Source organism: Mesobacillus campisalis, from assembly GCF_000986785.1.
GTDB lineage: Bacteria > Bacillota > Bacilli > Bacillales > Cytobacillaceae > Mesobacillus_B > Mesobacillus_B campisalis.
Window position 1 is genome coordinate 1 of sequence record NZ_LAYY01000030.1, and the last position, 23917, is coordinate 23917.

At 44.5% G+C, this 23917-nt stretch carries 23 protein-coding genes; 13 read left to right on the forward strand and 10 right to left on the reverse strand.

All coding sequences use genetic code 11. From position 1 onward, the window contains the following. The 3 genes from WQ57_RS19065 to WQ57_RS19075 all read right to left on the reverse strand — a co-directional run. The coding region (locus WQ57_RS19065; RefSeq protein WP_052948826.1) for an IS3 family transposase at positions 1-859 on the reverse strand (859 nt) is incomplete at its 3' end. Positions 860-912: 53 nt separating this feature from the next. Further along, positions 913-1227: a helix-turn-helix domain-containing protein gene (locus WQ57_RS19070; RefSeq protein WP_046522972.1), complete on the reverse strand. Its 315-nt coding sequence runs from the start codon at positions 1225-1227 to the stop codon at positions 913-915. A 292-nt stretch (positions 1228-1519) separates the two neighbouring features. Then, positions 1520-2347 (reverse strand): TrmB family transcriptional regulator, encoded by an 828-nt coding sequence (locus WQ57_RS19075; RefSeq protein ID WP_046525363.1) that lies wholly within the window; start codon positions 2345-2347, stop codon positions 1520-1522. Between the two features lie 133 nt (positions 2348-2480). Between WQ57_RS19075 and WQ57_RS19080 the strand changes: the two genes are divergently transcribed. Then, entirely contained in the window at positions 2481-3110 is a 630-nt protein-coding gene (locus tag WQ57_RS19080; protein WP_046525364.1) for a homoserine/threonine efflux transporter, read from the forward strand. 285 nt (positions 3111-3395) lie between these two features. After that, positions 3396-3938, forward strand: a complete 543-nt coding sequence (locus WQ57_RS19085; protein ID WP_046525365.1) for an NADPH-dependent FMN reductase — start codon at positions 3396-3398, stop codon at positions 3936-3938. Between the two features lie 121 nt (positions 3939-4059). On the opposite strand, the gene WQ57_RS19090 is transcribed toward WQ57_RS19085, so the two are convergent. The 4 genes from WQ57_RS19090 to WQ57_RS19105 all read right to left on the reverse strand — a co-directional run bounded on the left by WQ57_RS19090 (position 4060) and on the right by WQ57_RS19105 (position 9315). Then, positions 4060-4881, reverse strand: coding sequence for an alpha/beta fold hydrolase (locus WQ57_RS19090; protein ID WP_156183185.1), 822 nt, complete (start codon positions 4879-4881; stop codon positions 4060-4062). A 106-nt stretch (positions 4882-4987) separates the two neighbouring features. Beyond that, on the reverse strand, positions 4988-5962 hold the full coding sequence (locus WQ57_RS19095; protein ID WP_046525366.1) for a catechol 2,3-dioxygenase: 975 nt from the start codon (positions 5960-5962) through the stop codon (positions 4988-4990). Positions 5963-6005: 43 nt separating this feature from the next. Next, positions 6006-7211 (reverse strand): acyl-CoA dehydrogenase family protein, encoded by a 1206-nt coding sequence (locus WQ57_RS19100; RefSeq protein ID WP_241481589.1) that lies wholly within the window; start codon positions 7209-7211, stop codon positions 6006-6008. A 280-nt stretch (positions 7212-7491) separates the two neighbouring features. Next, a complete protein-coding gene (locus WQ57_RS19105) occupies positions 7492-9315 on the reverse strand; it encodes a XylR N-terminal domain-containing protein (protein ID WP_241481591.1) in 1824 nt (607 codons plus the stop codon). A gap of 340 nt (positions 9316-9655) precedes the next feature. Between WQ57_RS19105 and WQ57_RS19110 the strand changes: the two genes are divergently transcribed. The 8 genes from WQ57_RS19110 to WQ57_RS19140 all read left to right on the forward strand — a co-directional run bounded on the left by WQ57_RS19110 (position 9656) and on the right by WQ57_RS19140 (position 17429). Further along, positions 9656-10132, forward strand: a complete 477-nt coding sequence (locus WQ57_RS19110; protein WP_046525369.1) for a flavin reductase family protein — start codon at positions 9656-9658, stop codon at positions 10130-10132. A gap of 25 nt (positions 10133-10157) precedes the next feature. Next, complete coding sequence (locus WQ57_RS19115; protein ID WP_046525392.1) at positions 10158-10973, forward strand: FAD synthetase family protein; 816 nt, start codon at positions 10158-10160, stop codon at positions 10971-10973. A gap of 14 nt (positions 10974-10987) precedes the next feature. After that, the gene (locus WQ57_RS19120; RefSeq protein ID WP_046525370.1) at positions 10988-11776 is read left to right on the forward strand and encodes a 2-keto-4-pentenoate hydratase; all 789 of its coding nucleotides are present in this window, start codon (positions 10988-10990) and stop codon (positions 11774-11776) included. 148 nt (positions 11777-11924) lie between these two features. Next, positions 11925-12092 (forward strand): hypothetical protein, encoded by a 168-nt coding sequence (locus WQ57_RS27060; protein WP_173427585.1) that lies wholly within the window; start codon positions 11925-11927, stop codon positions 12090-12092. Positions 12093-12254: 162 nt separating this feature from the next. Continuing rightward, entirely contained in the window at positions 12255-12938 is a 684-nt protein-coding gene (locus WQ57_RS19125) for a response regulator transcription factor (protein ID WP_046525371.1), read from the forward strand. Between the two features lies 1 nt (position 12939). Next, the gene (locus WQ57_RS19130; RefSeq protein ID WP_046525372.1) at positions 12940-13944 is read left to right on the forward strand and encodes a sensor histidine kinase; all 1005 of its coding nucleotides are present in this window, start codon (positions 12940-12942) and stop codon (positions 13942-13944) included. Between the two features lie 225 nt (positions 13945-14169). Next, positions 14170-14853, forward strand: coding sequence for an ABC transporter ATP-binding protein (locus WQ57_RS19135; protein ID WP_046525373.1), 684 nt, complete (start codon positions 14170-14172; stop codon positions 14851-14853). Then, positions 14850-17429, forward strand: a complete 2580-nt coding sequence (locus tag WQ57_RS19140) for an ABC transporter permease (RefSeq protein WP_046525374.1) — start codon at positions 14850-14852, stop codon at positions 17427-17429. Before WQ57_RS19135 ends, WQ57_RS19140 begins: the two co-directional genes overlap by 4 nt. An 89-nt stretch (positions 17430-17518) precedes the next feature. Here WQ57_RS19140 and WQ57_RS19145 read toward each other — a convergent pair whose 3' ends face one another. The 3 genes from WQ57_RS19145 to WQ57_RS19155 all read right to left on the reverse strand — a co-directional run bounded on the left by WQ57_RS19145 (position 17519) and on the right by WQ57_RS19155 (position 20749). Then, complete coding sequence (locus WQ57_RS19145) at positions 17519-18355, reverse strand: MurR/RpiR family transcriptional regulator (RefSeq protein ID WP_046525375.1); 837 nt, start codon at positions 18353-18355, stop codon at positions 17519-17521. 141 nt (positions 18356-18496) lie between these two features. Next, entirely contained in the window at positions 18497-19189 is a 693-nt protein-coding gene (locus WQ57_RS19150; protein WP_046525376.1) for an N-acetylmannosamine-6-phosphate 2-epimerase, read from the reverse strand. A gap of 24 nt (positions 19190-19213) precedes the next feature. Beyond that, positions 19214-20749 carry a maltose/glucose-specific PTS transporter subunit IIC gene (locus WQ57_RS19155; RefSeq protein WP_046525377.1) on the reverse strand — a complete coding sequence of 512 codons (1536 nt, stop codon included), beginning with the start codon at positions 20747-20749 and terminating at the stop codon, positions 19214-19216. A 415-nt stretch (positions 20750-21164) separates the two neighbouring features. Between WQ57_RS19155 and nagA the strand changes: the two genes are divergently transcribed. The 3 genes from nagA to WQ57_RS19170 are packed head-to-tail and all read left to right on the forward strand — an operon-like array spanning position 21165 to position 23846. Beyond that, positions 21165-22364 carry an N-acetylglucosamine-6-phosphate deacetylase gene (nagA, locus tag WQ57_RS19160; RefSeq protein WP_046525378.1) on the forward strand — a complete coding sequence of 400 codons (1200 nt, stop codon included), beginning with the start codon at positions 21165-21167 and terminating at the stop codon, positions 22362-22364. After that, on the forward strand, positions 22361-23092 hold the full coding sequence (gene nagB / locus WQ57_RS19165) for a glucosamine-6-phosphate deaminase (protein ID WP_046525379.1): 732 nt from the start codon (positions 22361-22363) through the stop codon (positions 23090-23092). Before nagA ends, nagB begins: the two co-directional genes overlap by 4 nt. A gap of 28 nt (positions 23093-23120) precedes the next feature. Continuing rightward, entirely contained in the window at positions 23121-23846 is a 726-nt protein-coding gene (locus WQ57_RS19170; protein WP_046525380.1) for a GntR family transcriptional regulator, read from the forward strand. The last annotated feature ends 71 nt before the right edge of the window (positions 23847-23917 follow it).

Consider the following 23917-nt stretch of genomic DNA (forward strand, 5'->3'; position numbering starts at 1 on the left):
CCTTGTACTTTTCATAAAATTTGGCCGGAGACATACGCCCCAGACTGCCATGGTATCTTCTCTCATTGTAGAACTCCATGTACTCATCAATGCGGTAATATGCCTCTTCAAAATATTCGAATGTGAAACGCCTGAAGAGATCACGTTCCAGGTTGCTGTGGAACGACTCGATAAATGCATTATAATTAGGTGACCTAGGAGGAATCCTCTCGTGAAAGATTTTATTCTCTTCGCAGAATTCACCAAAGTGGTTACTTACGAACTGAGGGCCGTTATCGGTACGAAGGACGATACAGTGCCCATCCTGCTCCTCTGGGGCCTTCAGACCTCTCCTGATAATGGCCTCCTTAAGCATTCCGGTTATGTCCTTCGCCTGGCATTTAGAGCCTCTGTAATAACCTACAATACGCCTATCAAACACATCGATGGCGCTTGCGATAAAGAAAAACCTTCGGCTTCCTTCAATTGACCCATATTTAATATCCAGTTGCCAATGCTGGTTCGGAGCTGTGACTAGTCGATTCCTGACAAGACGTCTGGGATACTTCGGGCTGCCTGTCCGGTGGGGAAGGAGAATTCCCAATTTGCCACATAGTCTAGCCACCTTTTTGTGGTTGATTCTAAGTTTGTGATGCTCCCTCAGATATTCTGTAAGATTCTTAACGCCGTAAGTCGCCCCATCTCCCTCAATCGCCTCCATGAGGAACTCCTCTATCTGTTCGTCTGAGATAATAATTCCTGCTTCAGTTACTGAGTAACCTGGGATTGGACGGCCCCTTTTTCCCTTGGTTACGATCTCTTCGTCGCTCCCCGCATGATAATAATATAAAGACCGATTTACTCCAGCTGCCTCTGCCAATTTAGTAATCGCAAACCCCTCCTCTGCCCATAACCTTATCTCTTCAAGGACCGTCAGGGCCGGGATTGGCTTTTTTTTAATAAATTCCTAAGCATAGCGACTTCAAGTTCTTTTTCACCAAGCAGTTTCATTGCCTGTTCGTATTTCGCCTTTAACTCTTCTTTCGTAGGTTCTATAGATAGTACCGCTGAGGCAGGGTCCTCCATCTGTCCTCTTACTTCATCTTCATATTCCTGAATCCACCTATTAAGAGTAGTACGATCGATACCTGCATGACGGGCAATAGAGGAATAATTCCCCGACTCAAGAGCTAGTCTGACATAGTTTTTTTTGACTTCCTCAAGAGCTGGTATTTTTCTGTTTGCCATTCTTCTCTCCCCCTAACTTCTTTTGATTTTCTTGACCCTAGTGTACTGTTTCTCTCAAGTAGGTGTCCAAAAGAATTAGGGGGTCGTAGAGATTATCGCTAGAATTGCATCAATTACTGGCTGGATTGCATCAATAAATCGATTTATTTGAAAAACCTGTGTCTAACTTGTGACACGGAGCATTACCGCCAGGACGCCGAGCCGGAAAACGTCCCTATTCCCCAGCCCTAGACTCAAAAAAGCCTCTTCCACAAGGAAAAAGGCTTTAATCCTATGTTCAGATAGCCTCATTTTATTTCAGATAATGTTTCTTATAATCCGGGTATATAGAAAATTTATGGCGTAAATTCACGAGGTTTTCCCCAAAGCTCTCTTCTAAAAGTTCTCTGTGCTTCTCCATAATTTCCATGAGGTACAAGTCATGAATAATGACTTCGGTAATCGGCATCACTAAACCCACATGCCTTGTCCATGCGGCACGGCTGTCTTTTCCTAGCGAGACAATACCGGCTACTACCTCTGAATCATCTGCACTGATAACAAGCCATCGTCCCCCATACTCTTCCGTTATTCCATCCCCCATATAATGGAGATAAACCTGGGCAAAATCAGATGATATTTCCCCATAGGCAACAATGGTTACGTTGACCCCTCTTTTTGATGCCTGTCTTAACTCAGGCTCCAATTCCTCGTATTCGTCTTTCCATATCTCCAGGAGAATCCTTTTGGTGGCTAATCCTATACATTCTTTTACCTTATCAAGTATTTTATTCCGTTCCGTGATATTCCATATATTTTCACGGTCATTGGCGGAACGTTCAAACTCCGCTAATGACTTTTCCGCCAGTTCTAAGTTCTCTTCTGCTTCCCTTCGGCGGTTTTTAATCAGCTCTTTTGCAGGCACAGGAGTATATTGCGGGGTATTGCCCGGACTAACCAGAATATCTCCCCTGATGGCGAGACCATCCAGAACTTCATATATTTTTGAACGTGGAACTCCCGAATTTTTCGCTACTGCATACCCCGTTAATGGAGATTCCTCCAATAAGGCAAGATACGCTTTCGCTTCATACTCGGTAAAATTCAGCTTCTTTAATGTTTCGAAAATGGCTTCTTTCATAAACCCTCCTGCTACAAATTAGTCGCTACCCTAGTCACTAATATTTTATCAAAACTATTGGTTACTTCCAAATTTTATGATATACTCATAAAAAGTAGTTACCTGCGTAGTCACTAAAGGAAGGGGGAAAAACATGGAGAGCTTACTTACATACATTTCAATTGCCGCCATGATGGTTGTAATCCCTGGGGCAGATACGATGCTCCTGGTGAAAAACACGCTCAGCTATGGACCAAAAGCTGGACGATATACCGTCCTGGGAATGGCAACAGGACTTTCCTTTTGGACGCTCATAGCGATCCTTGGATTATCGGTTGTCATTGCCAAGTCCGTCATTCTGTTCAGCACGATCAAATATTTGGGAGCCGCATACTTAATTTATTTGGGAATCAGAAGTTTTTTTGCAAAAAGCGTGTTTTCCCTAGAGGAAATCCAGGCACAAGCGAAATCACCTGCAAAGTCTGCAGCCACATATAATAAACAATCCTTTATGCAAGCATTGCTAAGCAATGTCCTGAATCCAAAGACTGTATTGGTTTATATCTCCGTCATGCCCCAATTTATCAATTTGAACGGAAACGTAAACCAGCAATTGATGGTGCTGGCGGCCATCCTGACGCTGCTCGCCGTATTATGGTTTCTCACCCTTGTATCTGTCATTGATTACGCAAAAAAGTGGCTGAATAACCCCAGATTCCAGAAAGCATTCCAAAAATCAGCCGGCTTGGTTTTAGTTGGTTTTGGCGTCAAGACAGGAATCTGAGTTTTATAATATACAATCCTCAATCCGTTCAGACAGCTGAACGGTTTTCTTTTTAAAAATTCTTTTATATTTATAATCTATACAGTTTCATATACTGAGACTCATTTTGCGCATATTAGTTGAAAAAGTAGTAGGATAATTATAAGACGAGGTAGGCAAATGGCCAACAAAGGCATATTCCCCCTGAAGAAAGGACTCTTTGTCTCAGTGAATCAATGGGATTACGTAAGGCAGTTGCAAAAGAAATGCAACCTCGTCAATATTTAACTTCTGGAGGTAAACGAAATGAAAGTAGTAGCAATCGTAGGGAGCATTCGGAAAAACTCCTATAATTTACAGCTGGCAAAGTATGTTCAAAAGCGTTATGCCAATCAGTTAGAAGTCGAGATTTTAGACTTAGCCCCTCTGCCCATGTATAACCAGGATATTGAAATGGATGCTCCACAAGAAGTTCTTGATTTCAAAGCGAAAGTTAAAGAAGCCGATGCCGTTCTTTGGGTTACACCTGAATACAATGCAACCATTCCGGGAGTATTAGGAAATGCCATTGACTGGCTAAGCCGGGTCGAGAAAGTAATGAATGGCAAACCTTCGATTATTATGGGCTCTTCCATGGGGAATTTGGGATCCGTTAAAGCGCAGATGCACCTGCGGGATATCCTGTTTGCGGTTGGCTTAAACTCTCCAGTCCTTGGCGGCAATGAAGTATACATAGGTGCAGTGCATGAGAAGTTTGATGCTGATGGAAACCTGACGGACGAAGCAACCATCGCTTTTATAGATGGTGTCATTGCAAACTTCCAGGAATGGATGAAGCAATACGTTTAATACAATGGACACCTCTTCAAATTTATGGAGAGGTGTTTTTTATAACAAAAAAGTACCCATGGAGCAAAAACTTCTCCAGGGTACTTTTTAACAAGTTAAGCATTCGTTAATCGTTCAAACATCAATTCTTAATAAAAGCCAAAATATGATCAATAAACGGTTCTGTTTTTTCGATTTGCGTCCAGTGGCCGCATTCATTGAATAAATGCAGCTCGGCATGAGGCAAGAGCTGAATTAATTTATAACTGGTGTCTTCGAACAGGATGACCTGGTCATTCAAGCCGTGGAATAATAAGGTTTGTGTCTCGATTTTTTTGATTTCTTCGTCAGGCAATGCAAGCTCATCCAGCCGTTCCTGCCGCGAATCATAGAACATGGCGGCAAAGGCGTCCCTGCTCTCTGGCTTTATGCTGGCTTCGTAACGCATGCGGACCAGCTCTTCATTTTTGGCGGCATCCTGGTTATAGGAGAACAGTTGAATCAGTTCACGCATCGACTGAAGGCTTGGCTCGTACCCCCAGACGCGATCCAATCCGTATGATAATTTGTGCTGGACCCCTACTGAACCCATTAAGATCAATTTCTTCACTAAATCCGGCCTTCTGTGCGCGACATGAAGCGCCATAGCTCCGCCGAATGAATTTCCGACAAGGTATACGGGTTCATCGGATACGGCTTCAATAAAACCAATCAGATGGTCGACCCATAAATCCAATTTATATTCCTCTTTAGGAAGTTTGTCAGTTTCGCCAAAACCAACGATGTCCGGTGCAAATACCTGCAGGGACTCACTTAAGCGCGGAATCACCAGCCTCCAGTTGGCAAATGCCGACACACCGGGACCTGATCCATGGATTAAAATCATTTTTTCGTTTCCTGAACCTTCTTCATGATAGTGGGTATTAATTCCGTTGACTTCCATATATTTAGAACTGGTTTGCAAGAAAAACCCTCCCTTTCCTTTCACACAATGTTTTAACAATATTAGAGTTTCATAGAAAGAAAGAGGAAGCAAAATTGGTTCCTCTTTCTGCTTTTAATAAAAGATTTTACGCTTTTACCGGCTGTTCTTTTCTAACCGGTGTTCCATACTTGAAAAACTCCTGCGGCAAATTTGAGCCGTGCCAGATGATCGCCTTTTCCAAATCCTTGCCTTTCCATTCGATTGTTTTCCAATCTGGATCGAAAATTTGGTAGCCTGGGTCGCCGAACAGCTCGACGCGGTTGCCGCCGGGCTCGACAACATACAGGAAGTAGGCTTGAGTGACGCCATGCTTCCCTGGACCTGCTTCAATTTCATAGCCGCTTTCAATCAAGAGATCCGCAACATCCGATAGATGCTGGGGATAGCCATACCAGTAGCAGATGTGGTGCAGGCGGCCTTCTTCTCCAAGTGCATCTCCCATGATCGCAATATCGTGAACGAGGTTGCTGACGCTCAGCCATGCCGCAATGTCGGTGTTATCATCCGCTAGAATACGCTCGCGGACTTTGAAGCCCAGCGCTTCCTCCAGAAACTCGACATTTGGATTGGTTTCCTTCGCCAGAATGTTGATATGGTCCAGACGGCGTACAGGAACACCCCGGTTCGGGCGTCTTTGCGGGCGGTTTAGCAATGGTGTCTTCTTGTCTTCAGGGGCCTGGTAATATTCCACATCCCAGAAAAGTTCAATCTTATGGCCATCCGGCGTCCTGAATTGGTAGGCGCGTCCATGGCCGACATCGCCATCGATCCAGCCAATGCCGCAGCCCAGCTTTTCAAGTTCCGCAACACGGCGCTCAAGTGCTTGAGGGGAAGTTGTTCTTAAGGCAATATGGCCAAGACCTGCCTCATCATTTTCGGTGATGATCAACGTATTATGATAGTGGTCCTCATATGCCCTCATATAAACGGACTTACCTTGGCGGTAGACTTCATCCATGCCAAGAATTTCTCTGAAGAACGCGACAGATTCTTCTAATTTAGGACTGTAAATTTCAATATGCGCAAGCTGGGCAACATCAAAAATAGGTTCTTTCGTCATATACTACTCCTCCAATAAAGTTATTTTTTATTTAAAAATGGCTTTACCACATTGGATGGCCGTCAAGTCCGAGTATTGATTTTCCGTACCCTACCATGGCATCTTCATATAGGTGGGTTGGATGCGCAGCAACAGCAAGCAGGTCTCGGACAAACCGTTCCGTATGCTGTCCCCTGTACAGGGAATTGCCGCCAAGCGTGATGATTATCCGTGTTGCTGTTTCCGCTGCTGTTTTCGCTACATGCCCGCGAATGGCGAACAGCTGCTCACGCTCTTCTTCCTCTAAAACCCGAATGCTATGATCCTGATAGTGATGCAATTTATCCATATATTGCTGACCAATTGCTTTCAGGCTGTTTAATTGAGTGGTGATTTCGCCAAGGGTGCGCTGGGCGCTGCCGGCATCTTTTTCATTGGTATTATTGTTATAAATTCGGACACGGCTTTTTGTCTTTTCTTTGTAGTCTGACACAAGCCGTTCCAGTCCTCCGATAGCAATCTGCGAAAATCCCGACAGGAAGAAGGCGAGATAAGGAACATTGAAGATTTGGTAATCATCTTCGTAGCTGCCATCAGGCGATGTTGCCCCTTTAACGACTCTTGACAGAGGGAAAACATAATGTGCCGGCACATAGACATCTTCTACTTTAACAGCATTGCTGCCTGTTCCGCGCAGACCGATTGTATCCCAATTTTCAATAATTTCCGTATCTTTTTTATGGACGATGAACAAGCTCAGTTCCGGCTCGGAACCATCCCGCATTTTATGAATCGCTCCCAAAGCAATCCAGTCACACCAAAAGACACCGCTGCAGAAATTCCAGGTGCCGCTGATCCGGTAGCCTTCTCCATCCTCATCATCCGTTACTTTTCCAACAGGCGCGAAAACATCCGCCATTAAGGAGCCGCTATTGTACAATTCATCCCGGCCCTTTTTTGGCAAATAGGCGGGCCATGTTTCGTGGATGATGGCGAAATAGGTAATCCAGGCAGCAGGAACACTATAATTGGCTACCGTGCGGATGATATCGCCAAAGGTATAATAATCCAAATCCTGGCCGCCATATGTTTTTGGCCGAAGGAGCTTATGAAAGCCTGCCTCCTTTATCTTTTCTATTACGATATCAGGCAATTTCGCATCAACATCTGCCTGCAGGGCATGTGCTTCCGCTAATTCCCCAACTTCCCTGGCTTTCTGAAGGATTTCTTCCCTGTTCACTGTTTTTTGAAGAACCTGTACATTTGGCAAATTTATTCCTCCTTCATTTTGTAAGCGTTGTCAAAACAGAAGTTCTGTCTGATTGGTTCTAATCATATCGGCCATTTAATTCTTATGATAGCTATGAAAAGTACGAAAAATTTTTGATTTTTTAGATTTTATATGTGAAACCGCCAAACGTGTACTTCCCAAAAGTACTGTAAACAAAGGGTTTATAGGAATATCTAATATCACTAAAAAAAAGCAAAAAAATAAAAACCTTGGAAGAAAACAGCCATCATCACTGTTTTCTTCCAAGGTTTTATCCAATTTATATCGTAATTTGTCCTTTTGCTTTTAACACATTCAAGGCCATATAAACGGAAAATACACTTTTTGTGTCGTTCAAATCAAGGTTCAGAATCTCGCTGATCTTCGATAACCGGTATCGCAAGCCGCTAATCGACATGCAAAGAGCTTTAGCGGTGTGATTGATATTAATGCCATTCTCTATATAAGCGTATAAAGTTTGTATGAGCTCCATGTTCTTGTCAGCTTCCAGCAGATCCCCTACTTGTTTGTGGACAAAACGATTGATCAAACTGTCATCGGGGATTTGAAACAGGACACTCTCAATCCCCAGGTCTTCAAAAAACTGGACTTGTTTTTTCGTGTTTTTTGCTTTTAAAGCAGCCAGCGTTTCATCATATAACATGGAAACCTGGCCGATATTTTCGACCACGGAAGAGACACCCACAAAGAAGGTGTACTTGGCGAAACGGCGTGAACAATGCTTTAACAGCTGGTTGATGAACTTTGCCGGCTTCACACACAATTCCTTAAAGGATGGATATTCAATCAACATGATAATTTTACCGAGTTTTTGGGAAACAATCGCGTTAATCTGCCTTTCCTTGAAAAACAGGTTAATATAACGAACCAATTTTTCATTCACTTCGATTTCATGATTCATATCCTCTTTATTGATCTTTCTTTCCATCGTCAGCATCCAGTAGGAATCTTCCGGATTGAATTTGAGATAATACGAGAGTTTATATAGTTCTTCTTTCTCAAACCTGCCTTCCAAAATATCGCTTAAAAAATCCCGTCTGATATTTTGCTCGGTATTGATTTTAATATTTTCATTCAGAAGGATAATGGATGCGGTGAGCGAAGCCTGGTCGATAATCATATATTCCAGATCATTGGGGATCTGATCCTCATCATATAGAAAAGAACAATAACCCTTGATTTGCTGTTCAAAGAAAATAGGTGTTCTAAGTATGCTTTTTCCAGGTGAAACATTGATATAGCTGGTCGCACTCGTGTTCATTTTTTCCAGGTCAAAATCGATCTCAACACCATCCGACTTCATAATAATCTGGTTGTATTCATTTTCAATAAAAGCAGGCAGTCCTGTTGTTTTATAGAGCAGTTCCACTATGGCTTCCAGCCCTTGCTGGGACAGCAGCTTTTCTATCAATTTCCGATGGACTTCATTGGCGGTATTTAAATAGTCCCGTTCTATTTTTAATTTCGCTGTAATTTCATCCAGTTCCTGAATCATGCTGGAGGATTGGTAATATCGATAGTCGTTGTCAAGCTTGGGGCCCCATTTTTCCATCGGCATACAAATGATTTCACATTTTTCATGGCCCATTGCCGTACATTTGGTTTCCTTGACAAGAATCGGCTTTTTTAAGACCGTGGACAAATACCCGCCTGCATATCCGCATAGGGTGTGACATACCGGTTCCTCACTCATAATCCCGCCCTTTAAAAATTCAGCGGCCTCATAGGAATTGAACCAGGAGACATCGATGGATTCCAAGCCTCCCTCTTCATCAAACTTCATATCATCGATAATGACATCCTCCAGGTATCCATGCAGAATATGCACTTTGGGCCCTACTTGAATCAGTTCGCGTTCATCTTCCCATTGAAAAGTGAGCGCTTTCTCTCCATCGCTCACTCCGCAATGCCAGCCATAGCGGGTAAAAATCCCCCTGGTGCGATCCTCTCCGATCGCGGTTACAAGTTCCTTTTTCAGGGCCGTGATGGCAGTAATAGGAATCGTGATGATACGTTCATAAAAAGTATGTAAAGCCTCATCCTTAGGCAAATCAAAGACATCATTAATCAGATTGTTTCTCACGTATATTCACCCTCCTAAATGGTTGTAGCGAAATAACACTTATGAAACAGTTTTTATACTTTTCACACTAAAAATAAAGAAAACTTGCTATAAATTGTATGATTCTTCCTGCATTCACAAGTGTTACGATGTAGGTGTTCAATCCCGGTGCCAGGGATAGGCTAGAAGGGTTTAAGGACTAGGCTGCTTTGCTGTCTTTTGAGAACGGTTACATTTTAAATGTCTAGTATTTAAAATATTCCGATTTCTCTTCTAAGTTAAAAAAGATTATAACACAGAGATAGTAAAAAAGAGAAATGAACAGGTATGGATCATGCAAAACAATTAGGAGGTTTTTAACATGGATAATCGCTTATTCAGAGATGCAATGGGAAAGTTTGCGACAGGAGTAACTGTCATTTTAACGGAGACAGATGGTGATCCCCACGGCATGACAGCCAATGCGTTTATGTCTGTATCACTTGACCCAAAATTAGTTGTGATTTCCATTAAGGAAAATGCACGCATGCTCTCGAAAATTCAGGAATCTAAAAAGTTCTCGGTGAATATTTTAGCAGCACAGCAAGAGGACATCTCCATGATTTTTGCCGGACAGCTTAAAGACCAGCAGGTTTCTTTTGGCCGTCTGGCCGATATGCCTGTTATCCCGGATGCATTGGCACAGGTAGCCTGTGAGGTTTCAGCGGAATACGTAGAAGGAGATCATACTTTATTTATCGGGAGAGTAAAAGATATCAAGCTTGAAGATGGCAATCCATTATTATATTTTGCTGGCAGATATCGTAACCTGGAAGATTTGGCAGAAGTATCAAACTAGATTACACAAGAGAGGCAGGGTGCTGATGAAGACAATATTCATGAACGCGCAAAACTTGCCGTCGGTCCAAAAGCAAGCCACACCGTGCGTAATGGCTCTAGGTTATTTTGATGGCGTGCATCTAGGGCATCAGCAAGTAATCCAGCATGCCTATGAAGAAGCAAAACGCCGAGGTCTGCCGCTCGCATTGATGAGTTTTCGCCCCCACCCTATTTTTGTCTTATCTGGCGGGAAACGCTTGGTTCCCCATTTAACAACACTTTGCCAGAAACAAAAAATATTGGCCAAATTAGGCGTGGATCTATTTTACCTAGTGGAATTCACCCCTAAATTCGCAAAGCTTTCACCTCAAAAGTTCGTCCAGGACTACTTGCTTGGCCTGGAGGTGACACATGCGGTGGCAGGGTTTGATTTTTCCTACGGGGCAAAAGGATCGGCAAGGCTCAACCAAATTCCGGCTGACTCAGATGGCTTGATTACCGTCACAGAGGTGGATTGCCTTGCTCATCAAGGGGAGAAAATCAGTTCAACGGCCATCCGCCAAAGACTGCTTTCCGCAAAGGTCGATGAAATACGCCATTTCCTTGGCAAGGATTATTTCGTAAAGACAACATGGAACGGCCATAAATTTATGCTGATTGAAGATACCATGCTGCCTGCTCCTGGAATCTATGAAGCAGAGCTGGAAGGTCCGGATCGTATTTTAAAAAGCATCATTTTAGTAGATGAGCAAGGCGAACTGCACCCTTTAGAATCCAAAGCGAACCTATTAAGAGGTACGATCATAATACATTTGTTAAGACAAGTTAAAACATCCTTGTCTTCCCAAACTTTTTCATAAAAGGGGGTAATTCTTTGACAAACGTGATCCTATCTAAGGCTGTCCAGCTTCTGGATGATGCCTATGAAAAGCATCAATCAATTCCGGTCCCGCTCTCTACAAAAGATCCATCACTGACCGTAGAGGATGCGTACAAAATCCAGATTCAGCGGATTGAGAAAGCCACAAGCGGAGGCGACCATATTACCGGAAAGAAAATCGGCTTAACTTCATTGGCGATGCAAAACCTCCTCTGTGTCGACCAGCCAGACTATGGGCATCTTTTGCAATCGATGGAGGTTCCAAATGGGGGGATCGTCTCCCTAAGCACACTTTTCCAGCCGAAGATTGAGGGCGAAATCGCCTTTGTGCTGAAACAAGATCTAACCGGTCCAAATGTGTCGGCAGAGAGTGTTTTAGCCGCCACCGATTATGTCATCCCTGCGATTGAAATTGTGGACAGCCGGATTAAAGACTGGAAAATAAAACTGGTGGATACAGTGGCTGACAATGCATCCTGCGGGTTATATGTCCTCGGAACCAACAAAGTTAAACTCAGCGATGTGGACCTAAAATCTGTTCATATGAAACTATTGAAAAATAGTGAAGCCGTCAATGAAGGCAGCAGCACCGATGTATTGGGTGATCCCGCTCTCTGTGTAGCATGGCTCGCCAATAAGCTGCACGAATACGGGGTATCATTAAAAGCCGGTGAAGTAATCTTATCCGGAGCCCTGTCGGAAGCGGTTGAAGCAAAACCTGGTGATCAGTTCACTGCCTCCTTCAGTACACTTGGTGAAGCGAGTGTTCAGTTCAGTCAATAACGGTCTTTTTTAAGGGACACATTTCCTCTGGCAATCAGGCTAAAGATTCTGTTGCACTTATAACCTTCCTCTTACTGTGTAATTTTGATTTCCCTGGTATTTTTCCTTCCCGATTATTGAAAAATAAGGGAATGAAAAGAGGTGCAACATGAAAGAAAAAGGAGAACCGCAATTCAAAAGTGGCCAATCAGTAAACGACGAATTTAAGGGATATTACGGGATGGATCCGGAGATGAGCCTTCAATCTGTTAACTTCGCTACGACGGAAAATCCCTACCTGAATGAGCATTTTCAGGAGGATCCCAAGGATGAATAAGTGAGTTTTGTGCATTCTGCTGAAAAAACAGAAGAGAAACGTCTCTTCTGTTTTTTTATGTGCAGTCCCACTTTCCCCTCTCCTGCTCATCACTTAATTTTGACGATAACCCCCTCTTCCAATAAGATAAAAATAGAAAACCTGAATGTTAGGATGAACAAAATGAAAATCTTATTGGTCGAAGATGACCGGACCATCGCTTCGGGATTGGAGTACTCACTCAATCAGGAGGAGTATGAAACCGTGCTTTGCCATGATGCCGCCTCTGCAAAAGAAATGATTCAGAATCAAATCGACGAAATCGACTTATGCCTGTTTGACCTAAATCTTCCTGATGGCAGCGGGTACGACTTATGTGCGCTCGTGAAAAAACGGCGGGATATTCCGGTCATCTTTTTAACTGCCTTTGATGATGAAGTGAACGTCGTCATGGGCCTCGATATGGGAGCGGATGATTATATCACCAAGCCTTTTCGCATCCGCGAACTGGTTTCGAGGATTAAATCCGTCCTCCGCCGTTACCATCGCCAGACACTGCCGCAAAACACCATTGAAATCGGGAATATTCAAATCAACACACTCGAAGGAAAGGTGAACAAACGGGGCACGGAAGTTTTGTTGACGGCCCTGGAGTACCGGCTTTTCCTTATTTTCGCCAACCACATTGGACAGGTCCTCACAAGGGCGCAGCTGCTGGACCGCATTTGGGATGTCGCCGGAGATTTTGTCAACGACAACACCTTGACCGTTTATATTAAAAGATTGCGGGAGAAGCTGGAAGACGACCCGCAAAACCCGACGCTGATCAAGACCATACGCGGCATGGGCTATAAGGTTGGTGACTAAGTTGCTCCGCAATCGGGAAGTTCAAGTTCTGTTAACCATTCTGCTTTTGATTAGTCTAATCGGCTTTAGTTTGGCAGCCATTTCTGTTTCCATGCTCGGTGCCGCTTTGGTGCTTATAGTCGCCATCCTTCTGATTGGCTGCGCGCTGGTTTTCACCAAATGGCGTTATCGGGAGGTTGAAAAGCTTTCAGGATACCTGCAGCAAATCAGCAATGGGAATTTTAAGCTGGACGTTCGTGACAACCATGAAGGAGAGTTAAGCCTCCTGAAAAGCCAGATCTATAAGGTGACTAGAATGCTTTCTGAGCAAAGAGCGCTTCTGGTCGAGGATAAGACAAAATTGTCCAATGCGATTTCCGATATCTCCCACCAGTTAAAAACCCCTCTTACCTCGATGATGGTGATGGCCGATTTGCTGCGGGACAATTCCCTGGAAGATGCAAAGCGGGCAGAATTCACCCGCAATCTTCAAGTCCAGCTGGAACGCATGGAATGGCTTGTTTCTTCATTATTAAAGCTTTCAAAAATCGATGCTGGAACGATTGCGTTTAAAAAGGAAAAGGTATTGGTGGGTCCCCTCGTCCGTAAAGCGATCGAGCCGCTTCTGGTTCCCATGGATATAAAAATGCAAAGGCTGTCGGTCAATGGTGATGAGAATGCCGCATTTATTGGGGATTTCAACTGGTCCGCAGAAGCGCTCATCAATATCATAAAAAACTGTGTCGAGCATACAGGCGAAGGCGGCGAAATCCGGATTACGTTTTCGGAGAATGCCCTGTACACAGAGATTGAGATTGGTGATAACGGAAAGGGAATCGCCAAAGAGGATCTCCCCTACATATTCAAACGGTTTTATAAGGGCAAAAACGCTAGTGATGACAGCGTCGGAATTGGCCTGGCGATGGCCCACAGCATCATCGCAAGCCAGCAAGGCGATATTGTCGTTAAAAGTGAAAAAGGTGCTGGGACAACGTTTCAGATTAAATTTTATAAGCAGGTGATTTAGGGGTTGAGAGTCGTGATGTTGTTTGGTGTGATTATTCGGACAACTCCCGAAGAAAAGCTGGGCGACCTGTCCGAATCACCCCGGCACTGCAACCATCCCCCCCTTCTATCCGAAGAACCCCATCCCTCCCCTCCCAAAGTGAATAAACTGTCACTTAACAGTCACTTTAAAGTCATACTGGCCTCTTATACTGACCTCATAGAAGAAATTAACGGAGGTTTTCATATGAATATAGTTGAAGTTAAAAATCTATCGAAGGTGTATGGCAAAGGCGAAACAGCGGTCAAAGCGCTTGATGATGTATCTTTTTCCGTGAAAAAAGGCGAATTTGTCTGCATCATCGGCCCTTCCGGCTCTGGAAAATCCACTTTGCTCCATATGCTTGGCGGCGTCGATCGGCCAACGAGCGGAAAGGTGCTCATTGATCAGACTGATATTTATAACCTGAATGAAACACAGCTTGCAATTTTCAGGCGCAGGCAAATCGGCTTGATTTATCAATTTTATAATCTGATACCTATTTTAACCGTCGAAGAAAATATGACGCTGCCGATGCTTTTGGATGAGCAAAAAGTGGATCCCAGCCATCTTAAAAGAATTGTCGACATTCTCGGATTGACCAATCGTCTTTCCCACCTGCCGAACCAGCTTTCAGGCGGTCAGCAGCAGCGCGTCTCGATAGGCAGGGCGCTGATCAGCAACCCTGCGATTATCCTTGCCGACGAGCCGACAGGCAATCTCGATAGCAAAAATAGTGAAGAAATCATGGAACTGCTTAAAATGTTCAACAAAACCTACAATCAAACGCTGATTGTGATCACGCATGATGAACGCATCGCCCTTCAGGCGGACCGCATCATCTCCATTGAAGACGGAAAGGTTGCCAAAGATGAGGTGACCCGGCCGTGAATATTATCAACAAGGTAACCCTGAGGCATTTAAAAGAGAATAAACGCCGATCACTCGTCACCATCATCGGCGTCATCATTTCGGTAGCGATGATCACCGCGGTTGCGACCCTTGGTGTTTCCTTTTTGGACTTAATGATTCGCCAGGATATTGCCAAAAACGGAGAATGGCATGTTCTCTACAAGGATCTCACCCATGACCAAATACAAGCGATTGAGCAGGACAGCAGCACAAAAACACTTGCCCTCTCAAGCGATGGCTATGCAGCCCTTGAAGAATCGGAAAATGCCTATAAACCTTATCTACATTTTAGAAGCTATAATAAAACCGGCATGGAGCAATTCCCGATCACAGTCAGCGAAGGAAGGCTTCCCCGAAATGAAAATGAGGTTGCCATTTCAGAAGCGATAAAAAACAATGCAAAAGTGGAGTACAAAATAGGAGATCAACTCACAGCTGATATAGGGGAGCGCTGGAGTACAACAGAACCAGCCATGCTGACTCAAAATCAATCTCTTCAGCGTGGTGAAGATACAATTAATGAAGAATTGAAAAATACCGAAACCAAAACCATGACCATCGTCGGCACGATTGAACGCCCTACATGGGAACCTACCTGGGCTCCCGGTTACACGGCGATTGGCTATGTGGATGACACATCCTCTGATTCCGTTGATGCTTTCGTCGTTTTAAACAATATAAAAGGCTCCCTTTTTGAAGACGCCAATAAACTCGCTGCCCAACAGGGAATTGAAAATGTCCATTTTAATTCCGATTTGCTTCGCTATTACGGGGTAACGGATAATGACAACCTGCGCATGACGCTATTCTCATTGGCAGGCATCATTATGGCCGTCATTATCATTGGCTCCATCGCTTTGATTTATAATGCATTTGCCATTAGTGTATCAGAGCGTGCCAGGCACCTGGGGATGCTTTCAAGCGTTGGTGCGACGAAGAGGCAAAAACGGAATTCGGTCTTTTTTGAAGGAGCAGTTATCGGAGCGATCAGTATTCCGGTTGGGATTCTGGCCGGCCTTGCGGGTATTGGCATCACCTTCATTTTCATCAATACGTTTATCCAGGACGCATTAAATGTTACGGAAAGGCTTGAATTGGTGGTCACACCGGCGTCGATTTTGATTGCATGCGGCATTTCCATCCTGACGATTTTCATTTCAACCTATATTCCGGCGCAAAAAGCATCCCGGATTTCCGCCATTGATGCCATCCGCCAGACGCATGACATTAAGTTGTCAGGAAAAACGGTCAAAACAAACAGGCTGGTGCGAAAAATCTTCGGACTTGAAGCCGAAATTGGGCTGAAGAATGTGAAAAGGAATAGGAAACGATACCTGGCCACCGTTTTTTCGTTAGTAATCAGCATTGTCCTTTTCCTATCAGTCACCTATTTTACCGAAAATCTGAAAAAATCCCTGGAATTGTCGCAGGATAATCTTCAGTATGATATCCAGATTTTCAGCAGTCATTTGGGAAAGGAAGAGCTGGCAAGCTTTGCGGAATTGGATCAAGTAACGAAATCCACCTTTATTGACGAAGTGCAATTTGAGGCGCTTGTTGGAATCGACGACCTCCCTGATCCGTTGAAAAAGCAAATTGCTGAGAACGATTTGGAGCTTACCGATGGAAAATATCCTTATTATACTGTCATGCATGGATTGGATTCGGAAAGTTTCCAGGCCTATGCGACGCAAATCGGTGTGGATGCAGCAGACTTCACCCAGCCTGACAAACCAAGCGCGATTGTTATTGATCAGATTTCCTATGAGGATGCTTCAATCGGAAAACTTATACAAACCAAAGCGCTTGAGGCGGAAGTCGGCGACAAGATAGACTTATTCAGCATGCCCTACGGTGATTCTGAAACAGAGCAGCCTGAACGGGAATTGGAGGGCACAGTCCAAATAGGCGCCCTCACCGACGAGGTTCCAATAGGTGTCCAGACCGCTTCCCTGGGTGGAGTGAACCTTATCGTTCCTGAAGACACATTGTGGCAGTTGGCTGCCGACGCCGAGCAAGTGAGCTCCTATGTCTATTTGAACAGTTCGGACCCGATGGCCACCCAGACAGCGATTGAAGACCGCAAAGATACAAATATTAATGTTTACAATGTTTTTCAGCGGCGGCAGCAAGATGAGCAGATGATCTTGCTGATGTCCGTCTTCACCTATGGTTTCATTACGCTCATTTCCCTCATTTCAATCGCGAATATCTTTAACACCATCTCGACAAGCATTTCACTTCGCAAGCGGGAATTTGCGATGCTGCGGTCGGTTGGGATGACCCCTAAAGGATTTAATAAAATGATCCATTATGAAAGTGTATTTTATGGAGTCAAGGCCCTGGCCTATGGACTTCCTATCAGCATCCTGGTCATGTTCGGCATGCACCATGCCCTTAGGTATACCTTTGAATATGGATTCAGCCTGCCATGGATGAGCATCCTTTTCGTAATCGTCCTGATTTTCCTGATTGTAGGGGCGGCCATGCTGTACTCCATCTCAAAAATAAAAAATGAAAACATTATAGAGGGGTTAAAACAGGAAAATATTTAAGGAAAAACGCGGTTAGCTGTGAGGCTAACCGCATTTTTATGTGCTTGGGAATTCTCCCATGATACGGTGTGAACCGTCCCCCATTCGCTTTACCCCTCGAGGGCCCGCAAGGTTTTATCGCGAATTTGGATGCGATTCAAATAGTCTTTGGCGATAAGCTCGGTATAGATCAGGTCAAAGAGGAGGAAAAGCGGAAGGGTTGGAGAGATGTTTTGGCCCATATGCATATTGCTTTTACTCATGACAATCATAGTCAGATGTGCCAGCCGGGACAGCTCGGAGTTTTTTTCACTCGTGAATGCCAGAACAGTGGCTCCATGCTGCTTCGCTATTTTTACCGCATCAATCACTTCCCTTGTCTCCCCTGATACCGAAATGCCTATGATCAGGCTGTCTTTTCCTGCCAGAGATGCATCCATTACAGCCTGATGGGGGTCGGTAATACTCTCGACATTCACCCCTATCCGAAAAAACTTCCATTTAAATTCCTGTGCCGCGATTCCAGAGTTGCCGATGCCATAAACGTGGACTTTCTTCGCACCATTGAGAAGCGAAACAGCCTGTTGAAGGGCTTGATAAGTGATATTCCGAAAGGTCCCTTCAATGAGCTCCAAATGATTTTGATACAGCTTTGAGAAATAATCAATTTCCTTGATATCACTCGTCTTCGCCGGTTTGTTTCTCAAGTCGATGTACCTTTTTAATTCATGTTTGAATTCATTGAACCCTGAAAAAGTAAGCTTCTGGCAGAAGCGGGTAATCGTAGCAGGCGAAATATGAATCTTTTTGGCAATCTGACTAATCGATAATTGACTGATTTCTTCGGGATGATTGATGATATAGTTGGCTAATTCAGCCTCAGAGCTCGTGAATTTCTCCATATTGCACTCAATCCCGTGAATCAGGTTTTCACCAAGATACTCCATGTATGTACTCCTTACTGATGCATTCTATCTCTTTCCATTATATCTGAATGAAGTTTATTCTTCGTAAAAGGATTGAAAACTATTATTGCAATGAAAAATAACCCAAAGGCTCAAAGCCCAGGGTTATTTTCATTAAAAGCTTTAGTTCTTCAAAGCATCAGCAAACTTCTTTGTAATCAGCTGTGGTCTCGTTATCGCGCCGCCAACAACGACGGCATGGACACCAATGTCCAACACGGACTTTGCAATCTCCGGTGTAGACACATTGCCCTCCGCCACAACCTTGGCGTTCTTCACTTCTTTTACAATCTGGCTGATCACGGCATAATCATGATCGTCGATTTTCAAGCCATCTGTTTCAGCTGTATAGCCATATAAAGTTGGGGCAACTATTTCAAACCCCAGTTCATCCGCAACAATCGCTTCTTCGACTGTCGAGACGTCGGCCATCAATAAAAGATGAGGATGCCGCGAACGCACTTCCTTATAAAAGCTCTCCAAATTGCTGCCATCTGGGCGAATCCGGCTCGTTGCATCTGTCGCAATGATTTCGCAGCCTGTTTGCGCCAAAGCATCGATTTCCTTCATCGTCGGGGTAATAAATACCGGATGGTCACCGTACACTTGTTTGATGATGCCAATCACCGGCAGGTCGACTTGTTTTTTAATCTCAACAATATCTTCAACTGAGTTGGCACGAATGCCAACCGCTCCGCCATCTTTCGCGGCTAATGCCATTCGCCCCATAATAAAGGAGCTGTGCAGGGGCTCCCCTTCCAACGCCTGGCAGGAAACTACTAATCCTTTTTTTATCTGCTCTAACACACGTTGCAACACTAACACTTCCTTATAAAGAGATTATTGTTCTAAATACTCTTCAACTTCGTTTTTCACAATCGTCACTTGAGGTCCGTAAATGATTTGGACACCCGTCCCTTTCTTCACGATTCCTTTTGAACCTGTCTGCTGAAGGATATCCTCCTTCACCTGGTGTTCATCCTTAATGGTCACACGCAAGCGAGTCGCACAGCAGTCGACAACCTCGATATTTTCTCTTCCGCCCAATCCTTCTACGATTGTTTTCGCACGATCTGTTGCGGAAACTTGCTGTGCAGTGGTCTCTTCCTTATCTTCGCGGCCAATGACCTTGAAGTTCTTTTTACGAATCAAGTACCTGAATGTGAAATAATACAGGAAGAACCAAGGAATCCCTACGAGTAGTACATATGGCCAGTTTGTTTTGTCCACACCCTGCAGAATACCGAATAAAATGAAATCAATGAATCCGCCGGAGAAGGTTTGTCCTACCGTGATATTGAAAATGTCCGCCATCATGAACGCAAAGCCATCGAATATGGCATGCACGACATATAATAGTGGGGCAACAAACAGGAAGCTAAATTCCAATGGCTCGGTAATCCCTGTCAGGAAGGATGTTAATGCAGCGGATAAAAGAATACCCGCAACCACTTTCCGATTTTCCTTTTTCGCGCAATGATAAATCGCTAAAGCGGCTCCTGGCAGACCAAACATCATTGTAATGAAACGGCCTGACATAAATCTCGATACCCCTTCGTAATACTGTGTAGTCGAAGGATCCGCCAATTGTGCAAAAAAGATATTCTGCGTACCGCTAATCAATTTGCCGCCAATTTCCATCGTACCCCCAAGAGCGGTTTGCCAGAATGGCAGATAGAAAATATGATGCAATCCCATTGGTCCAAGCATACGAAGAATAAATCCATAAAAGAGGGTCCCGATTTCGCCAGTACCTGTCACGAGAGCTCCCAGTTGATTGATGAACAGCTGGAAATAAGGCCAGACCACAAATAATGCCGCACCGACAAAAATCGAGGCGAATGATACCACGATTGGAATGAATCGGGAACCTCCAAAGAAGCCTAGAACCTGAGGCAGCTGTATTTTATTGTATTTATTGTGCAGGGATGCAGCGACAATCCCGATGACAATCCCGCCAAATACCCCTGTTTCCAAGGTTTGTATTCCAACAGCCATTCCCTGTCCGGCTCCGGCCAAATTTCCTTCCGCCAGTTCGCCAGCCAGGCCGAGTAGAGCGTTAATGGCACTGTTCATAACAAAATAACCAATCATCGCTGCCAATCCAGCCGTTCCTTTATCCGAACGGGCCAAACCAACGGCAACCCCAACTGCAAAAATGATTGGCAAGTTCGCAAACACGATATTCCCTGCCGCACTCATGATAATAAAGATGGCTTGAAGCCATGCGATATCTAAAAACGGATAAGCTGAAACCGTATTTGGATTCGAAAGCGCTCCGCCAATTCCCAATAACAAACCAGCAGCCGGTAAAACGGCAATGGGAAGCATGAACGATTTCCCGAATTGCTGGGCTTTTTCAAAAGCCTTTTTCATAAAGTAACCTCCCTGTTTATTTCGAATGTATGAAAACTTATATTTGCATCATAAGACCGCTTTCACTTTATTTCAATGGCTCCGTAATCGTTTTTAACTATTTTCATCATGCTGCTAAAAAGACTGAAAATGTTTTCATGGGTTTCATCAAACGGGTGGAATAACCCTTTCCACCTATCTTTCCCTTGTTACCGTGAAAAGTTGCGCATCTCTCTCTAAATACATAAATCATTTCCCAGGGATAAAAACTAACGCGATTTAATAGGAGCAATGAATCACGTTTTGTATTGGTCTATACCAAAATGAGGCTGATACTCTTATAAAGTAAGGATTGCGGTATTTACTTCAAAATTGGTATAGACAACTGCATACCCCCATGCTAAGATAGGGGCGTGAAAGGGTAGGAGGATGGACAATGAAACAGACAACCAAAGCCATTTTGTTAAAAGGAATGCAAATCATGGCGGAAGGCAAAAAGATTGAAAATGGGTATCTCAAAATCAGGGACATGCAAATCATCGGGTATGGTCCCCTCGGCGATGAAGATTCTACAGAAGGCTTCGAAGTGATTGACGTCCCTGCTTCCTTCACAGCCGTTCCGGGTCTGATTGATATTCATATCCATGGTGTGAATGGCGCCGATGTGATGGACGCGAGCCCTGAAGCGTTGGATAATATGTCCACTGCCCTTCCTAGAGAAGGAACAACAAGCTTTTTAGCCACCACCATGACACAAAGCAATACAGCGATTGAAAACGCCCTGGAAAATGCGGGGAATTATATCAGCCAGGGACAGGAACCGGGAAAGGCCGAAATTCTCGGTGTCCATTTGGAAGGACCATTTGTGAATCCAAAAATGGCTGGTGCCCAGCCTGTTCAGCATATTGTCGATTCCAACCTTGGTCTTTTTAAAAAATGGAATGCATTAGCCAAAGAACATATTAAAGTGGTGACCATCGCGCCCGAGCAGCCAGGTGGTTTGGACCTTGTTAAATATTTAAAGGAAAACCGAATCATCGCCTCCATCGGTCATTCACATGCGACTTATGAGGAAGTGGTGAAGGCAATAGAAGCTGGAGCAAGCCAGGTCACCCATTTATTCAATCAGATGAGAGGATTGCATCATCGGGAACCAGGTGTGGTGGGAGCAGCGTTTTTACATGATGAATTAACAGCTGAAATGATTGCGGATGGCGTCCACGTCCGCCCTGAAATGGTCAAGCTTGCTTATAAAAATAAAGGAAGGGACCGCCTCATATTAATCACCGACTCGATGCGTGCGAAATGCCTGAAGAACGGCGTGTATGATCTTGGCGGACAAGCGGTGACGGTAGCCGACGGGAAAGCTCTTTTACACGACGGTACCCTTGCTGGCAGCATCCTGAAGCTCGGCCAGGGCCTGAAAAACATGGTGGAATTCTCCGGGTGCTCCCTTGAGGACGCCATCCATATGACTTCAGTCAATCCTGCGAAGCAATTGAACATCTATGAGCGTAAAGGAAGCATTTCGATTGGAAAGGATGCGGACATTGTCATCCTCGATGAACATCTGGACGTATTCATGACATTTTGCCGGGGAGAGCTTGCCTATCAACAAGGAGGAGAGGAAAAATGAAGATTAAAAAGGTGAAAAATTATGAAGAGATGAGCCGTATTGCGGCAGAACTCATCATTGATAAGGTACGCAGCAACCCAAGTATCAATCTGGGCCTGGCAACGGGCTCAACTCCCGTTGGTATGTACGAGAAGCTGGTACAGGACCATCAAGAGAAAGGAACTTCCTATAAAAGTGTCAAGACGTTCAACCTGGATGAATACATTGGCCTTTCCAGTGAGAATCCTAACAGCTACCGAAGCTTTATGAACAAGCAGCTGTTCAATCATATTGATATCCCAATTGAAAATACTCACGTACCGCACGGAGACGCCAAGGATCCTTCTCAGGAATGTGCGGAATATGAGGCGCTTTTGAAAAAAAATGGCGGAGTCGATCTGCAAATACTTGGAATCGGCGGCAATGGCCATATTGGATTTAATGAGCCAGGCACTTCGTTTCAATCAGAGACTCATATTATTGAACTGGCGGAATCTACCCGCCGTGCGAATGCCCGTTTCTTCAACAGCCTAGAGGAAGTTCCGACCCAGGCGATTACAATGGGAATTGCAAGCATTATGCAGAGCAAGGAAATTCTGCTGCTCGTTTCCGGCCAAAAGAAAAGCCAGGCAGTAAAACAGCTTCTGCAAGGAGATGTAGGTGAACACTTCCCTGCATCCGTTTTAAAAACACACCCGAATGTCACCATTATTGCCGACGAAGCCGCTCTATCAGAGGTCACTGTATAAGTAATTTCTTAATGTGAGAAGGTTATATATGATCGATAAACAATTGCACATTCCACTCTATTATCAGTTGGCTCAATCTATCCAAAAACAGATCGACAGCGGGGATTTGAAGCCCGGAGAGTCTCTCCCCACTGAACGGGAATACTCCGAGAAACTAAATATAAGCCGGATGACCGTAAGACAAGCTTTAAATCAGCTTGTCAACAATGGGTACTTATATCGGGTCCAGGGAAAAGGCACCTTTGTAGCGGAATGCAAAATTGAGAAACCGCTAACAGGCATCACCAGTTTTACCGAAGACATGATGGCCAGAGGTCTGGAACCGAGCAGCAAGCTGCTCCATTTCGAGCTGATCCCGGCCACACAGCATATCGCCAATCACCTGCAGATAAAGGAAAACAGCCCCGTCTATGAAGTCAAAAGGATCCGCTTGGCGGACGATGTTCCGATGGCGATCGAAATCAATTACATTTCCGCCAACCTTGTAAAAGGGCTGACTGAAAAGATCGTCAATCAGTCGATTTATGCCTATATGGAAGACCAGCTTAACTTAAGGATCGAGCAAGCCACCCAAACCATCGAATCTTCGCTCGCAGAGCCAAACGAAGCCCAACTCTTGCAAATTAGTGACGGAGCGCCTGTCATGAGGATCCAGCGCACCGCCTTTCTCCATGACGGCACACCAGCCGAATACGTCCTCTCCGCCTACCGGGCCGACCGCTACAAATTCACCGTCCACATCCACCGAAAGTGAAGCATGGGGACGGTTCTCTGCATCAAAAAAGGATTGGCGGGGAACTTTACTTCCCTGCTATAAACCTTCTT